This window comes from uncultured Metabacillus sp. (assembly GCF_947503125.1).
Lineage (GTDB): Bacteria > Bacillota > Bacilli > Bacillales > Bacillaceae > Metabacillus.
The window spans coordinates 43,244-56,455 of record NZ_CANNCR010000016.1; the positions used below are offsets into that span (position 1 = coordinate 43,244).

Sequence of the window (13,212 nt, forward strand, 5' to 3'; positions counted from 1 at the left end):
AAGGGAGTTGGTGGCAATCAATGGAGTTTAGGAAACATATTTTAGACACTGTCACTGCATTTACAGGACAGAATAATGTTATTACCATCAATGTCATTTTTGTGGATTATTTAGGTGATATTGAGTCAGCTCTCATGCTTTCGCAGATTTTATATTGGTCAGATCGCACAAAATCTAAGGATGGTTATTTTTACAAGTCGGACGGTGAATGGTCCGAAGAAATTAAATTAAGTAAATACGCTATCCGAAAAGCTAGAAATAAACTAGAAAAACTAAAGATTATCGAAACCAAAGTAAAAAAAGCAGAAGGAAATCCAACAGTACATTATCGGTTAAACAAAGATCATTTTGTTGAAATTTTTATTTCCTTTTTGCGAAATCAAAAAAACGGGTGTTCGAAATCGAAAAAACCAAATTTTGAATCCGAAAAATCTTTAACAGAGATTACTACAGAGACTACAACAGATATTGCTGCTGCTAATAACGCGCACGCAGGAGAAAGTGACGGGGTGCCTACAACCGACCTTCCAAGTGGTGATTTCACACAATCAAGTGTGGGAGAAATATCACATACTCCTGATTATGAAGTTCCATTGCTTGAACATTTTATTCAACTTCGTGCACATGGGTTTGATTATTCTGCTAGTGATTTAGCTGCAGTTAAAGAAATATCAGCTGCAGGTGTCTCGTTAGATAACGCTAAGAACTGGTTATCAGAATGTTTCTCTAGTTATAAGCCCAAACACCCTAGAGACAAGATTAATAGTTTGTCTTATTGCGTTGGTTACATCTTGGACAAACAGTATATGCTATTGAACCCAAACGAGGGGGAGAACCATGGAAAAGAGATTCGCAAGCATAGAAGAGGCTATGGAGCACCTTCTAAAGAAAGTAAGTCTTATGAACAAGCAATGCGAGAGCTCCAGTCAGATCGAGACGCTTGGTGATGAGTATAAATGCCAAGAGTGCCAGGACAAAGGTTATATCCTTGTCAAGAAAAAAGCCATCGATGAAAATGGGGACCAACTTAAATGGCCTAATGGCACATTGAGGTTTGATGAGGTTGCTATTGAATGTGATTGTTTAGAACAAAGCAGAATCCGCATTCGATTAAAAAATGCTTTAATTCCTAGCGAATTTGCAAATGCTCGTTTTGATAATTTTATCCAAAATACGGATGTCCAAGTCAAAATGTATAACTCGATAACAGAATACTTGAAGAACTTTAACCAACTCCATACCAGTCCTTCAAACAGTCTTGGATTTATTGCTGTATTTGGAGAGCAGAGATTAAAAGATCTACCACCCAATGAACGCTTAACAGCAAAGAAGCTACATAACAATTTTGGAATAGGTAAGACACATCTTCAAATCGCTGCCGCAAAATGGTTAATGAAAAACCAAAAGATTCAAGAGAATGATCGAAAACGAGGATGTAGAGTTTTGTGTGTTTCGGACGTTTCTTTCATCGAGGAATTAACTGCAGCAAAGATGGCTGGTGATGGTGGAAGTGAATTTCAAAAATTAATTAAGACAGCCACTAGTTGGGCCGATGTGCTTGTTTGGGATGATATCGGGAAAAGCAAATGGACGGAAACAAGGGAAGGCTTATATTACCAAATCATCAATGAACGATATCGAAATAATAAGCCGATCATTTTCAGTAGTAACGAGGACAAAGGGACTCTAAGTGAAAAAATAGGATATGCTGCATCGAGTCGCCTATTTAGCATGGCAGGTCAATACTTACTCGAAGTCGAGGGTGAAGATCAGCGATTAAAGAGAAAGGAGAAAATTTATGTGTGATATCTGTAATGATACTAGGGTTGTTCACGAGGATGATCAATCAACGATTACCTTTCAAACTTGTCCTGTATGCGGACCGTACACAGAGGAAGAACGCGAAGCCCGTTATAAAAAAATAAGAGCTAGGCTTGAAGAACTTGAAATTTTTCTTGGAATGAAGTCCGCATGAAATACCCAATATGGCTGACTTTGGAATATAGAAAGTCTTATAAGAAAACGTTGTGTTACACCAAAAGTATTACAAGCGAAAAGGATCTTATTGATTTCATCAACAGACTGTTTATTGATCAATCAATGATCATTAGTTTTCAAGTGAACGGTAAAGTATATTCGGTTGAAAAACTTACAAATATTTTTGAAAAAGCTCAAAGGGAGGCAACATTATGAAACAAGGAAAACGTCCAACTAGAGCACAAAAGAAAGTGCTCATAAAAGCTGGTTTAAATCCTAACAATTGGCTTATAGAGAAGAATTTGCAGCATGTTAACGAGCTTCATTTAATCCACCGAGAATCTGGTAAACTACGAATCATTGCGGTGTAAGACATGAAATTAGTTGAAAAAGTTTTGCTTAATGAGTTAAAGAAAGATCCGGTAAAAGTAAGAAAAATGATTTCTACAATGGATACTCTTGATGTAAAAACGAAATCTCAAATCATGGCACTGACTCTTGTCTATGAACACCCAGAAGAACATGAACTTAGAAAAACAATTCCTGTTACTAAATTGGAGGTAATGAAATGAGCTTAGGTAAATTTTGTAGTTTTTTATATAAAACAGCTAGATTGCTAGGTGATGTAAATGCTGCTCGAAAAGGTACTCTTCATAAACGCTTATCAAATAGGGCCATTAAAAAGCTTTTTTAGGAGGTATGCATATGAAGGTGAAAATTAAAAAAATGTCTGACCATGCAGTAATACCTAAATACGCTAAACACGGTGATTCAGGATTTGATCTTGTTGCTACGGAAGATGTAATTATTAAGCCTGGTGAAACAAAGAAAATTCCGGTTGGTCTTGCCTTTGAAATTCCAGAAGGCCATGAATTACAGATCAGACCTAGATCAGGAATAACATCGAATACAAAAGTACGTGTTCAATTTGGAACGGTAGATAGTGGATATCGTGGAGAGGTAAATGTAACGGTAGATAATTTTGGCCGCAAAGATATTAAACCAGTTTATTACACGCTTGGTGTTAATGGAGAACGATATGAAACATTCGAAGCTGTTCATTTATATACTTACATCATTAAAAAAGGTGATCGTATTGCCCAGGGCGTTATTGCTCCAGTAATACAAGCAACATTCTTGGAAACAGATGAACTAAGCAATAGTGAACGGGGAATAAGTGGATTCGGCTCCACTGGTGTAAGTGTATGAGAAAGAAAGGTGATAAATACCGTCCAGTGGTTACAGTCTTAAAAGCCAACAAACTAACTCCTACAAAAGTACTTATTTCTGGAAATGAGTTTGTATTAAAGCGTGAGGAGGATGAAATCACCAAACAGGATTATATCAACGCTAGTCGGAAGGTACGAAGACAAAGAATCGAGTTGGATAATGCTTATATTAAGATCGAGCAGTTAAAGAAAGAAAACCTAAAATTATTGGAATATAAAAAAGCCTTTGAAGCATCTAAAAGTGCTGGTGTTGATCTTCCATATGTAAAGGGGATTTACTAATGGATCTGGCGATAACGATTATTAGCTTAGTTATGCTTATTGGTTTTATTTTAACATTTGAGGATTTATGGCGAAATCGGTTTAGAAGGAGGTAAGAAAATGAAAATTGTTTGTTGCAGTGTTTGCAATATTATGGTTAACCCCAAACATACGGTTGTTCTTGAAGTAAGCGAATTTGTAGGGATTGTAGGAAAAAGTAATGTCGTTCTCGACTTAAAATACGCAACAAGAAAGGGCGGTATATATGGAATGTACAAACAAATATTGTTTATTTAACTATTTTGAACAGTGTTGTCACGAAAGCGAAGAAGGCTATAAAAAGGCAATACCTAACGAATTGGATTGCCCGTCGTCATTAAGAATGGATTTTGAGCAACAGTTATATAATCTAGCTGACGAATGCGAAAGATTATTAAGATATAGAAACATGAAAGAACTAATAGAGATAAGGAAATTTATTAAGTCTCAAAGAAATTAGTGCGTCATACGCTTAAAAACCGACAAATAAAAATTTAGAAATGGGGAGAAAAAATGGATTTAAATAAAATGGTGATGAATAGCATTGCAAAAATGGAATCAGAAGGTAAAGTACAAGAAATTGTAGACAAGCATGTTGCTAAAACAATTGAATCCGTAGTAGATGATGCTTTTGGAAGTTGGAGTCCTTTTTCTAAGGGATTAAAGAAACAGGTTGAAGAAAAACTTCAAGTGAATTTTGATGAACTTGATTTAGCATCTTATAACGCTTTAATTATGAAAGCTGTTAAAGAAAAACTAGATGATGCTATAGCAGCTGAGGGTGTTAATAGAATAAATGAATCAATTGATGGATTACTTAACTCTGCAAAGGATGAATATAAGCTTTCTGAAATCGTTAAAGAATTGTCTGAGGAAGTTGATACAGATGATATTGGTTATGACGAATACCATGAAATGACAATGCTTATTGATGACTCATTTAGCCTTTCAACAATTATTTCGCTTGATCCTAATCCAGGCAAAGGTGAATATGATTGCAAATATCGCTTCTGGGTGAGTAATGATACAGGAAAAATAAGCAATATTGAAATTAAAGAAGATCGTTATAGCAAAAGAAGAGATGTAAATGAATTTGATGCTCGAGCAATTATGAGAGGTTTTCGTGGCTTAGAAGAAACACTATTCAAAATGTACGCTCGTGGATCAAAGCTAACTATTGATGAAGATCAATGTGAACTAGAAATTACTAATCCTGATTACGACTAATACGCAATCCAAAGAAAATCTGACGTGAGGAGGAGAGTTTGGATATGAAAAGTAGTGTGAAATTGTTCCTTTGTGGGGAATGTAGTCATGAACAGTTTGAGCACCTTAGTCCAGATGAGTCTATGTGTATGAAGTGTGGAAAAGTGCATGTGAAGATTGATGATTACAAATTTATAGAATCAAAATAAAATAGCATGGGAGGCCAGTAGATTGAAAAAACATTTGACTCCACCCAAAAAAGAAGAGATTACATGTGAAGATTTTGCCGAATTTGTTTATTTCATGAGAAATTCAATAGGGTATACCAAAAGAACTTTTGCAGATGCAATAGGGGTAACAAGAAGAACTGTTATCAATTGGGAACAAGGTAAGGGGATACCTTACGATTTATATCCAGTATTAACAACAATAAGAAATGTAGTTAAATTACGTATTAAAAATCTCAGAATGGCAGCATGAAAAAAAGCCGAGATTACTCTCGACTCAACCTAAATTTATTATAACATGGGAGTGGTCTCGGTGGATGTGAATATTGAGAGAATGACAGCAAATATTGATTTAATGGAAAATGCAGTATATGCAGTTAGAGATGGAAAATTGTTAAGAGTTCCTACTCCACCAGATGGTTTTGGCAAACAGATAATTGAATGGGAACATGGAAAACCTTTAAAAGGAAAATATGAAAGTTCTTTTAAAATAAAATAAGCTTGTCGGAATCAACCGAGGGCACTAATCATTCAGCTTTAATTTGCTGCATTGATTTGTGTCCTTTTTTCATTTTCTAAGTGAATGGAGGAAAAAATCATGAAAAATTTAAGTACATATTTACCTTCAGTTAACTCTAAAGCTACAAAAAAAGAAGTTGAAAAAATTTTTTATGAATATCGTAGATTCTTAATTACATTGCCAGCAGACTTTTTACCAAAAATTACTCCAACATACTCACAATTACCACCTTCTATTTCAAATAAATTTCATAGTACAACTGAAGATTCCGCAATTGAACGTATTGAATTTGAAATGGAAAGAGATAAATTTATGAACTGGATCCATAGAGCTGTTAATTCATTAAAACCCGATGAACGATTTATCATCATCAAAAGTTTTATGCAGGAACATGTTGGCTATGATCCAGACATTTGGTTGGAGTTAGGGATTGGGAAAACAAGATATTACGAAATCAAAGGAAAAGCAATCCTTCGTCTTGCATTTAATTTACAAATAGAAGTATATAAAAAGAATGGGGTGAAATCAGCATGAACCTCGTTCAACCGATTAGAGACAAAGATACCATTGAAGAAATAAAGGATTATCTAAAAGAAAAAAATTACAGAAATTATATTTTATTTATGCTTGGTATTAATACAGGCCTTCGCATTTCGGATATTCTTCGTCTAAGAGTTCGAGATGTTGAAGGTTGGTACATTACGATAAGAGAGAAGAAAACAAAGAAATTCAAACGAATTAAAATTACATCTGATTTGAAAAAGGATTTAAGAAATTATGTTAAGGATAAAGGAAAAAATGAATTTTTAATAAAAAGCAGAGAAGGAAAGAATAAACCAATTACCAGGGGAATGGCTTATATAATCCTTCAAGAAGTTGCCCAGGAATTTCAATTAGAAAGTATCGGAACACATTCGCTTAGAAAAACATTCGGATACTGGTTTTATAAGCAATTTAAGGATGTAGCAGCACTCCAAAAATTATTCAACCACACAGATCCAAAAGAAACTTTACGTTATATAGGCATTGAACAAGACAATTTAGACGACATGATGAGACGATTCAATTTATAAGTCTTTATTTTTTTGTAAAAATTAATTCGCTTCAAATTAAATATGTATAATTCATTTTTATGAAGTATTAGAAATGCTTGTGGCTGTAAGTGTATTTCTGATTTGGTGAGTTATACATAATATAGTTTATAGATAATTCATTAAGGGAAAAAACAGATCGTTTTAACCAATTTTTAATTCAATATGACTTAAATTGCAGCATAAAGGAGATTGTTACAAGTGACTAATGAGAATTCTAAAGAAATAATAAGTATTGAGTTTACAAAAGAACAATGGGAAGAGATTTATCAGTGGTATTTGGTAGTTAAAGACGATTTTCGAATGGAAGATTTCGCAATTGAAGCAGGGGAAAAAATAGCAAAAACTTTAATCGATAAGTATGGAACATTTAGATAAGTTACTACAGAGTTCGCATACTTTATGGAAAATCAACGAACAATCCGCGAACTATTCGCGGAGAATCTGCGAACAATAAACGGACGAAAAGCACAAAAGAACATGATAAATTAGTAATATCGAAATATATCAAAAGCGTCTTTCCAATCGGGAGGGCGCTTTTTCTATGCCTTAAATAAGAAGGTGATGTAGTGGAAAAGAAATGTTGTTCTTGCGGATCTAAGGAAACCGTTAAACATGTATGTTTTAACGGTGATATATGGTTTGTTTGTGTTGAATGTGGTCTAGTTGATTTTGATTACATCGAGGTGCTAGATAATGAAGCTAAGTGATCATTTGAATAAGGATACCAAGGATAAGTTAAATCATATTGTTAATCCCAACAAAAAGGTTAAAAAACGTAATCGTTCTTCTAAGAATAAACACGAACGAATTGATTGGAATGATCTTATGGGTACAAAGAATAGAGGAATGAAACGTAAAAAGGGTGGAGCCAAGGTTAATGCCTGAATACAAAACTAAAGAACAAAAGCGTAAGTTCTATGACAGTAGCGAATGGGAACAGCTGCGTGAAGAAGTGAAGAGGCGTGACAACTATGAGTGCCAGGAATGTAAACGACAAGGACGAGTCACTATCGATATAAATGAATACAGTGAGAGTGCAAAGCGAAAGAAGATCAAGCTGGTTGTCCATCACATTAAAGAGCTTGAGCATTATCCAGAGTTAGCATTAGAAATTGATAACCTTGAGACTGTTTGTGTTGATTGCCATAACAAAGAACATGGTCGATCCTTCGAAAGGAAGCCAAACAAATGGGAGCATGATGAGAGGTGGTAATGATATGAGTTTGATTCCATGTTGCAAGTGTGGCAAAGGTATAAAGAAACAAGGGTATCGAACAGATGGAGTGGTTTGTAACGAATGCGCAAGCAAACCTAAACTTATAACAATTGAACTAGATTCATTCAAGGATGAACCTGTTGTTCATTTCAGAGGAAAAAGAATAAAAAACATTCAAGATATTAATTTCCAATGGTTCACAGACACTGACGAACCAGGAGATAAAAAGATAGGAATAACTTATTTTGATTTAGAAGAACACGTTGTTAAAGGAATAAAGGAAATAAAAATGTAACATACCCCCCGGTCAAAAGTTTTGGCCTTTTTTTCGTTTCGGGGCACCGGGGAGGGGGCTCGATTTTCCAGATTTTTTGCTTTTTTCTATGTAGGGAGGTGAAAAAGTGGCGAGAAGTGTAAGTATTACGCAACTTAAAAACCAGTTATTGGAAAAAGTTGATACAAATGATTTGGTTCAGTTAGAAAAGGTAGAACGGTATATCGAATTAGTCAAAACCTTCAGGGTGATGAGTAAGGCTATCAAGAAAGATGGAGAAGCTGCTGCAACAAAAATTATTGGTGAACGAAATAAAATTAATGCTTCCCTGTTGAGTATTGAGAAGTCATTTGGTTTTGATGGAAATGGAGACAAAAATAAATCTAGAATTAGTGATCTTATATGATCTCGAATAAATACGTTGATGAATATATTCGCCTATATAGAACAGGTGAAATCAAGCTTAATAAAGAACGGATCATGCTCATTGATTACTTGGAGAAATATGTTCTAATTAGAGATGATATATACTTCGACGATAATATGATTGAAAACTATATTAAGTTTACAGAAAAATGGTATTTCCCTTTACAACCATTTCAAAAATTCTTAGCAGCGTTTGTCTTTCTTTTTTATAAAGAGGATAACGCTGTTTTTTATGAACAGTTTTTCTGGACAATGGCAAGGGGTGCTGGTAAGAACGGTCTTATATCTTCATTGGCTCACTTTTTTATAAGCCCCTTGCATGGGATACCTAAATATAATATTTCTATTGTGGCTAACAATGAAAAACAAGCGAAGGTTTCTTTCAGGGAAGTCTATGATTGCATTGAAGACAATAAAGTTCTCGAAGATTTGTTTTATTGTACGAAGGTCGAGATCCTAGGCAAAGATACTAAAAGTATACTTCAATATCATACATCTAATGCAGGTTCCAAAGACGGTCTTCGTGATGGATGTGTTATTTATGATGAGATTCATCGATATGAAAATTTTGATGTAGTAAATGTATTTTCTAGTGGTCTTGGAAAAGTTCCAAATGCTAGAGAATTTTTTATTGGTACAGATGGATATGTACGTGAAGGATTCTTAGACAAGATGAAAGAACGTGCTTTGAATATTCTAAAAGGGAAAGATCAAGACGACCCATTATTCCCTTTCATTTGTAAGATTGATGATCCAAAAGAAGTTGATAACCCTGATATGTGGGAAAAGGCAAATCCAATGTTTTCAAAACCTATGGGAGCTTATGCAAAACAACTTTTCAAAAAGGTACTTACTCAATTTAAACAATTGGTAAACAATCCCTCGAATCGTGAAGAGTTCATGACAAAACGTATGAATCTCCCGGAAACGGACTTATCAAAAAGTGTTGCCAGTTGGGACGACATCATGGCGACTAATAGACCATTCCCAGAGTTGCAACATAGAACTTGTGTTGGTGGTCTTGATTTCGCGAGTATCAAGGACTTCGCTGCAGTTGGACTACTTTTTAAAGTAGGAGAAGATTACGTTTGGAAAACTCATTCATTTGTGAGAAAAGGCTTCTTGGATACAGTTGCATTAAAAGTACCTATTTATGAATGGGAAAAAAATGGGCATCTAACAATTGTGGACGAACCTGTTATTAATATAAAACATATTGTTGATTGGTTTGTAACGATGAGAGAGCAATATGGAGTAAATACAATTGTTGCAGATACTTTCCGATTAGACCTAGTTAAAACTGCCCTTGAAGAAGAAGGTTTTGAGTTGCTATATATTCGGAATCCGAAGGCTATTCATTCTTTATTGGCTCCACGAGTTGAAACAATGTTTGCTAATCATCATGTTATATTCGGTGATAATCCATTGATGAGATGGTACACGAATAACGTCTATGTCCATATCAAAAAGGATGGAAATAAAGAGTACTTAAAGAAAGATGAATTCAGACGAAAAACAGACGGATTCCAAGCATTCATTCATGCCCTTTGGCAAGCCGATAACATCTTAGTTGATGATGTTGATTTCTTAATCGGAGATATAAATTTTTAGGAAGGGGGTGAATAATGTTGGGTTTCTTAGATGTAATTTTCAAAAGGAATAGTGAATTAGGCTTTATGTTCGATGTGGAAATGTTTGTTGATACAGTGAATCGAGTTCACATGAAGAAACTTGCTATTGATACATGTATTTCTTTTCTCGGCAGGACTATAAGCCAATCCGAATTTAGGATTAAAAACGGTAAAACTTTTGAAAAAGATGAATTGTACTATCGTTTAAATGTACGACCGAACAAAAACATGACAGCTACTACATTTTGGGAAACATTTATCTACAAATTGGTCTATGACAATGAATGCTTAGTTATCCAAGCTGATGATGATGATCTACTTATAGCTGACGATTTTCAGCATAATGAATACGCCGTGATGGAGGATACGTTTACAAAAGTAATCGTCAAAGATTATGAGTTTAAGAGAAGTTTTAGGCAGAATGAAGTTATCCATTTGAGATATAAAAATGAAAGTCTTTCTCCTCTTATTGATGGGTTATTTAAAGACTATGGTGATTTATTTGGAAAAGTATTAAACTCTCAAAAACGTAAAAATCAAGTGCGCGGTACTGTTGATATGGATATGATTGGCGCAAAAACACCAGAGCAAATGACTAAGTTGCAAGAGTTTATTGACAACATGTATAAGGCTGTTGGTGATAAGGATATAGCCATTGTTCCACAACAAAAAGGGATTAAATATCAAGAGCATTATAATGGATCGGCTAATGGCCCAAGTGTAGAAGAAATCAACAAGGTTACTAACGGTTTTCTTGACCAAGTAGCGCTGGCGATAGGTATTCCTTTGGGACTTCTGCATGGTGAAATGGCAGATGTTGAAAAACAAACTAAAAATTACATGATGTTTACTGTCAGTCCTTTACTTAAAAAGATAAAGGACGAATCAGACGTTAAGTTTTTTACAAAGGAAGAATATCTAGCCGGCAAATGCATTGATGTAAGAAAAGTTGCACACCAAAACATATTCGACTTAGCTAATTCAATTGATAAATTAAGATCATCCGGTTTATTTAACGGTAACGAACTGAGAAGTGAATTAGGTTATGAAAGGGTGGATGACCCTATGATGGACAAGTACTTCATAACAAAAAACTATCAAGAAGGTTCAGAGGCGATACAAGGAGGTGAGAACGTAAATGACAGTAAAAATTGAAATTAAAGGACCAATTATTTCAAATGATGATGCTTGGATTTATGAATGGTTTGAAATGGACGCAACAAGCCCACGTAAGGTAACACAAGAATTAGATAAAGCAAATGGTGAAGATGTTGTTGTTATTATAAATAGTCCCGGAGGATATGTTGACGATGGATCTGAGATCTATACAGCATTAAAGAATTATCCAGGGCATGTAGAAACGCAAATTGTGGGACTAGCTGCAAGTGCTGCATCGGTAATTGCAATGGCTGGCGATAAAGTTAGGATTGCCCCAACAGCACAAATAATGATCCATAACGCATCGATGTGGAATAATGGAGATCATAGAGCAATGGAAAAAGCTTCTGAAATGTTAAAAGTTACAGATAGAGCAATTGTGAATGCATATGTCATTAAAAGTGGTAAGTCTGAAGAAGAGTTATTGCAAATGATGGCAGAAGAAACTTGGATGGGACCACAACAAGCATTAGAACATAAGCTTGTTGATGAAATTATGTTTATGGACAATACAATTAAGCTTACAGCATCAAGTTCAGCTGCAGGTATGATTCCACAAAATGTAATTGATAAGTTAAGAAATGGTATTGGAAATAAAGGGAATACAGAAGTCATTTCCAAAGAAGATTTTAAAACCGCGCTTGCTGAAATGAAAAATGAAATACTTAATGAATTACAACAAAATTTAAAAACAAATGAAAAAGAGCCTACTCCTAAAACTGCTAAGCCAAAGCAGAAATTGAGTAAGCTCTTTTTAAGTTTATAAAAAGCGGAGGGAAACCCATGACAATCAAATTTGATAAATCAAAAGCTTTTAATGAAGCAAAAACAAAATTAACAGCGGTTCTTGCAAGTGAGAACAGCACAGAAAAGGAACAAACAGACGCCTTTCAAAATTTCTTTGATGCTTTACAATCTGAAGTAGTTAATACTGTTCGTTCCCAGGTAAACGATGAAATGCTAGACCGTTCAATTCTTCAGCAACGCGGCCAAAATGTATTAACTTCTGAAGAAATGAAATTCTTTAATGCTGCTGTATTAGATGGTGGATTTAAAGATGATTCAATCCTTCCTGTTACTACTCAAGAGCGTGTGTTTGAAGATTTAACTACAGAGCATCCGTTACTTGAAGCATTAGGATTGCAAGATCTAGGTGCAGTAACTCGTTTCATTTATTCCGACCCTACAAAAGCTTATGCATGGGGACAATTATTCGGCGGTATTGCTGGACAAGTAAATGCAGCATTTAGCGAAGAACAATTTGGTCAGTTAAAACTTACAGCATTTGCAGTTATTCCAAACGATATGTTAGAACTTGGTCCAGTTTGGGTTGAGCGCTATGTACGTACACTCTTAGTAGAATCATATTCTGTTGGTTTAGAATACGGTTTTGTAAATGGAACTGGTAACAATCAACCAATCGGACTAATGAAAAATGTTGATCCGGATACAGGAGCGGTTACCACTAAAACTTCTTCTGGTACATTAACATTCGCTCCTTCTCAATACGGTGAAGTTGTTTCTGGGGAGCTTTATGAAGTTATTAAAGCTCTATCTACCGATGCAGACGGTAAATCACTTAAAGTATTAAACAAAGTTGTAATGGTAGTAAATCCTGTGGACGCAATCGGTGTCCAAGCGCGTAATACTATCCAAACTGCTAATGGTCAATGGGTAATGGCTCTTCCATACAACATTCAAGTTGTTGAATCTGAGGAAGTTCCTGTTGGAAAAGCTCTATTCTTTGTTAAAGGTCGTTATTTAGCAGCAATTGCTGGTGGGTACAAACTTAAGAAGTTCGATCAAACATTAGCAATTGAAGATGCCACACTTTACACAATTAAGCAGTTTGCAAATGGTAAACCAAAAGATAATAAGGCTGCCTTAGTTTATGACTTAGATATCTCATTTGCACCATCTACAACCACAACAACTACTAATGGCGGGGCTTAAT

General features: G+C 34.9%; 23 protein-coding genes. All 23 read left to right on the top strand.

Annotation, left to right across the window (positions count from 1 at the left end; genetic code table 11):
- Positions 1–20 precede the first annotated feature (20 nt).
- The 23 genes from Q1B07_RS12855 (at position 21) to Q1B07_RS12965 (ending at position 13,211) form a co-directional block, all read left to right on the top strand.
- Positions 21–947 (top strand): helix-turn-helix domain-containing protein, encoded by a 927-nt coding sequence (locus Q1B07_RS12855; protein ID WP_299090429.1) that lies wholly within the window; start codon positions 21–23, stop codon positions 945–947.
- Entirely contained in the window at positions 838–1,806 is a 969-nt protein-coding gene (locus Q1B07_RS12860; RefSeq protein WP_299090396.1) for an ATP-binding protein, read from the top strand. The genes Q1B07_RS12855 and Q1B07_RS12860 overlap by 110 nt, the downstream gene beginning before the upstream one ends.
- Positions 1,799–1,975, top strand: a complete 177-nt coding sequence (locus Q1B07_RS12865) for a hypothetical protein (protein ID WP_299090395.1) — start codon at positions 1,799–1,801, stop codon at positions 1,973–1,975. The genes Q1B07_RS12860 and Q1B07_RS12865 overlap by 8 nt, the downstream gene beginning before the upstream one ends.
- Positions 1,976–2,189: 214 nt before the next feature.
- Positions 2,190–2,348: a hypothetical protein gene (locus tag Q1B07_RS12870; RefSeq protein WP_299090392.1), complete on the top strand. Its 159-nt coding sequence runs from the start codon at positions 2,190–2,192 to the stop codon at positions 2,346–2,348.
- Between the two features lie 3 nt (positions 2,349–2,351).
- Positions 2,352–2,549, top strand: coding sequence for a hypothetical protein (locus Q1B07_RS12875; protein WP_299090390.1), 198 nt, complete (start codon positions 2,352–2,354; stop codon positions 2,547–2,549).
- A complete protein-coding gene (locus tag Q1B07_RS12880; RefSeq protein ID WP_299090388.1) occupies positions 2,546–2,671 on the top strand; it encodes a hypothetical protein in 126 nt (41 codons plus the stop codon). Before Q1B07_RS12875 ends, Q1B07_RS12880 begins: the two co-directional genes overlap by 4 nt.
- A gap of 5 nt (positions 2,672–2,676) precedes the next feature.
- Positions 2,677–3,186: a deoxyuridine 5'-triphosphate nucleotidohydrolase gene (locus Q1B07_RS12885; RefSeq protein WP_299090386.1), complete on the top strand. Its 510-nt coding sequence runs from the start codon at positions 2,677–2,679 to the stop codon at positions 3,184–3,186.
- Positions 3,183–3,488, top strand: a complete 306-nt coding sequence (locus tag Q1B07_RS12890; protein WP_299090384.1) for a hypothetical protein — start codon at positions 3,183–3,185, stop codon at positions 3,486–3,488. Before Q1B07_RS12885 ends, Q1B07_RS12890 begins: the two co-directional genes overlap by 4 nt.
- 99 nt (positions 3,489–3,587) lie before the next feature.
- Positions 3,588–3,764, top strand: coding sequence for a hypothetical protein (locus tag Q1B07_RS12895; protein WP_299090383.1), 177 nt, complete (start codon positions 3,588–3,590; stop codon positions 3,762–3,764).
- 255 nt (positions 3,765–4,019) lie between these two features.
- Positions 4,020–4,733 carry a hypothetical protein gene (locus Q1B07_RS12900; RefSeq protein ID WP_299090381.1) on the top strand — a complete coding sequence of 238 codons (714 nt, stop codon included), beginning with the start codon at positions 4,020–4,022 and terminating at the stop codon, positions 4,731–4,733.
- A gap of 210 nt (positions 4,734–4,943) precedes the next feature.
- Positions 4,944–5,192 (top strand): helix-turn-helix transcriptional regulator, encoded by a 249-nt coding sequence (locus Q1B07_RS12905; protein ID WP_299090379.1) that lies wholly within the window; start codon positions 4,944–4,946, stop codon positions 5,190–5,192.
- A gap of 60 nt (positions 5,193–5,252) precedes the next feature.
- Positions 5,253–5,438: a DUF3954 domain-containing protein gene (locus Q1B07_RS12910; RefSeq protein ID WP_299090376.1), complete on the top strand. Its 186-nt coding sequence runs from the start codon at positions 5,253–5,255 to the stop codon at positions 5,436–5,438.
- An 84-nt stretch (positions 5,439–5,522) separates the two neighbouring features.
- On the top strand, positions 5,523–5,993 hold the full coding sequence (locus Q1B07_RS12915) for an ArpU family phage packaging/lysis transcriptional regulator (RefSeq protein WP_299090373.1): 471 nt from the start codon (positions 5,523–5,525) through the stop codon (positions 5,991–5,993).
- Positions 5,990–6,532, top strand: coding sequence for a site-specific integrase (locus Q1B07_RS12920; RefSeq protein ID WP_299090371.1), 543 nt, complete (start codon positions 5,990–5,992; stop codon positions 6,530–6,532). The genes Q1B07_RS12915 and Q1B07_RS12920 overlap by 4 nt, the downstream gene beginning before the upstream one ends.
- A 219-nt stretch (positions 6,533–6,751) precedes the next feature.
- Positions 6,752–6,928, top strand: coding sequence for a hypothetical protein (locus Q1B07_RS12925; RefSeq protein WP_299090369.1), 177 nt, complete (start codon positions 6,752–6,754; stop codon positions 6,926–6,928).
- 318 nt (positions 6,929–7,246) lie between these two features.
- Positions 7,247–7,438, top strand: coding sequence for a hypothetical protein (locus Q1B07_RS12930; RefSeq protein WP_299090368.1), 192 nt, complete (start codon positions 7,247–7,249; stop codon positions 7,436–7,438).
- Positions 7,431–7,766: an HNH endonuclease gene (locus Q1B07_RS12935; protein ID WP_299090367.1), complete on the top strand. Its 336-nt coding sequence runs from the start codon at positions 7,431–7,433 to the stop codon at positions 7,764–7,766. Before Q1B07_RS12930 ends, Q1B07_RS12935 begins: the two co-directional genes overlap by 8 nt.
- A 4-nt stretch (positions 7,767–7,770) precedes the next feature.
- Positions 7,771–8,064: a hypothetical protein gene (locus tag Q1B07_RS12940; RefSeq protein WP_299090365.1), complete on the top strand. Its 294-nt coding sequence runs from the start codon at positions 7,771–7,773 to the stop codon at positions 8,062–8,064.
- A 106-nt stretch (positions 8,065–8,170) separates the two neighbouring features.
- Positions 8,171–8,449 (top strand): terminase, encoded by a 279-nt coding sequence (locus Q1B07_RS12945; RefSeq protein ID WP_299090363.1) that lies wholly within the window; start codon positions 8,171–8,173, stop codon positions 8,447–8,449.
- A complete protein-coding gene (locus tag Q1B07_RS12950) occupies positions 8,446–10,080 on the top strand; it encodes a terminase TerL endonuclease subunit (RefSeq protein ID WP_299090361.1) in 1,635 nt (544 codons plus the stop codon). The genes Q1B07_RS12945 and Q1B07_RS12950 overlap by 4 nt, the downstream gene beginning before the upstream one ends.
- A 14-nt stretch (positions 10,081–10,094) precedes the next feature.
- Complete coding sequence (locus tag Q1B07_RS12955; RefSeq protein WP_299090358.1) at positions 10,095–11,255, top strand: phage portal protein; 1,161 nt, start codon at positions 10,095–10,097, stop codon at positions 11,253–11,255.
- On the top strand, positions 11,239–12,024 hold the full coding sequence (locus tag Q1B07_RS12960) for a head maturation protease, ClpP-related (RefSeq protein WP_299090355.1): 786 nt from the start codon (positions 11,239–11,241) through the stop codon (positions 12,022–12,024). The genes Q1B07_RS12955 and Q1B07_RS12960 overlap by 17 nt, the downstream gene beginning before the upstream one ends.
- Before the next feature lie 17 nt (positions 12,025–12,041).
- Positions 12,042–13,211 (top strand): phage major capsid protein, encoded by a 1,170-nt coding sequence (locus Q1B07_RS12965; RefSeq protein WP_299090352.1) that lies wholly within the window; start codon positions 12,042–12,044, stop codon positions 13,209–13,211.
- The last annotated feature ends 1 nt before the right edge of the window (position 13,212 follow it).

What these genes read in the sequence shown, in the direction of transcription:
- Q1B07_RS12895 (WP_299090383.1), top strand. Translation starts at nt 3,588, where the DNA reads ATGAAAATTGTTTGTTGCAGTGTTTGCAATATTATGGTTAACCCCAAA.
- Q1B07_RS12900 (WP_299090381.1), top strand. Translation starts at nt 4,020, where the DNA reads ATGGATTTAAATAAAATGGTGATGAATAGCATTGCAAAAATGGAATCA.
- Q1B07_RS12880 (WP_299090388.1), top strand. Translation starts at nt 2,546, where the DNA reads ATGAGCTTAGGTAAATTTTGTAGTTTTTTATATAAAACAGCTAGATTG.
- Q1B07_RS12935 (WP_299090367.1), top strand. Translation starts at nt 7,431, where the DNA reads ATGCCTGAATACAAAACTAAAGAACAAAAGCGTAAGTTCTATGACAGT.
- Q1B07_RS12875 (WP_299090390.1), top strand. Translation starts at nt 2,352, where the DNA reads ATGAAATTAGTTGAAAAAGTTTTGCTTAATGAGTTAAAGAAAGATCCG.
- Q1B07_RS12860 (WP_299090396.1), top strand. Translation starts at nt 838, where the DNA reads ATGGAAAAGAGATTCGCAAGCATAGAAGAGGCTATGGAGCACCTTCTA.
- Q1B07_RS12960 (WP_299090355.1), top strand. Translation starts at nt 11,239, where the DNA reads ATGACAGTAAAAATTGAAATTAAAGGACCAATTATTTCAAATGATGAT.
- Q1B07_RS12915 (WP_299090373.1), top strand. Translation starts at nt 5,523, where the DNA reads ATGGAGGAAAAAATCATGAAAAATTTAAGTACATATTTACCTTCAGTT.
- Q1B07_RS12885 (WP_299090386.1), top strand. Translation starts at nt 2,677, where the DNA reads ATGCATATGAAGGTGAAAATTAAAAAAATGTCTGACCATGCAGTAATA.
- Q1B07_RS12965 (WP_299090352.1), top strand. Translation starts at nt 12,042, where the DNA reads ATGACAATCAAATTTGATAAATCAAAAGCTTTTAATGAAGCAAAAACA.
- Q1B07_RS12940 (WP_299090365.1), top strand. Translation starts at nt 7,771, where the DNA reads ATGAGTTTGATTCCATGTTGCAAGTGTGGCAAAGGTATAAAGAAACAA.
- Q1B07_RS12855 (WP_299090429.1), top strand. Translation starts at nt 21, where the DNA reads ATGGAGTTTAGGAAACATATTTTAGACACTGTCACTGCATTTACAGGA.
- Q1B07_RS12950 (WP_299090361.1), top strand. Translation starts at nt 8,446, where the DNA reads ATGATCTCGAATAAATACGTTGATGAATATATTCGCCTATATAGAACA.
- Q1B07_RS12890 (WP_299090384.1), top strand. Translation starts at nt 3,183, where the DNA reads ATGAGAAAGAAAGGTGATAAATACCGTCCAGTGGTTACAGTCTTAAAA.
- Q1B07_RS12870 (WP_299090392.1), top strand. Translation starts at nt 2,190, where the DNA reads ATGAAACAAGGAAAACGTCCAACTAGAGCACAAAAGAAAGTGCTCATA.
- Q1B07_RS12865 (WP_299090395.1), top strand. Translation starts at nt 1,799, where the DNA reads ATGTGTGATATCTGTAATGATACTAGGGTTGTTCACGAGGATGATCAA.
- Q1B07_RS12930 (WP_299090368.1), top strand. Translation starts at nt 7,247, where the DNA reads ATGAAGCTAAGTGATCATTTGAATAAGGATACCAAGGATAAGTTAAAT.
- Q1B07_RS12955 (WP_299090358.1), top strand. Translation starts at nt 10,095, where the DNA reads ATGTTGGGTTTCTTAGATGTAATTTTCAAAAGGAATAGTGAATTAGGC.
- Q1B07_RS12920 (WP_299090371.1), top strand. Translation starts at nt 5,990, where the DNA reads ATGAACCTCGTTCAACCGATTAGAGACAAAGATACCATTGAAGAAATA.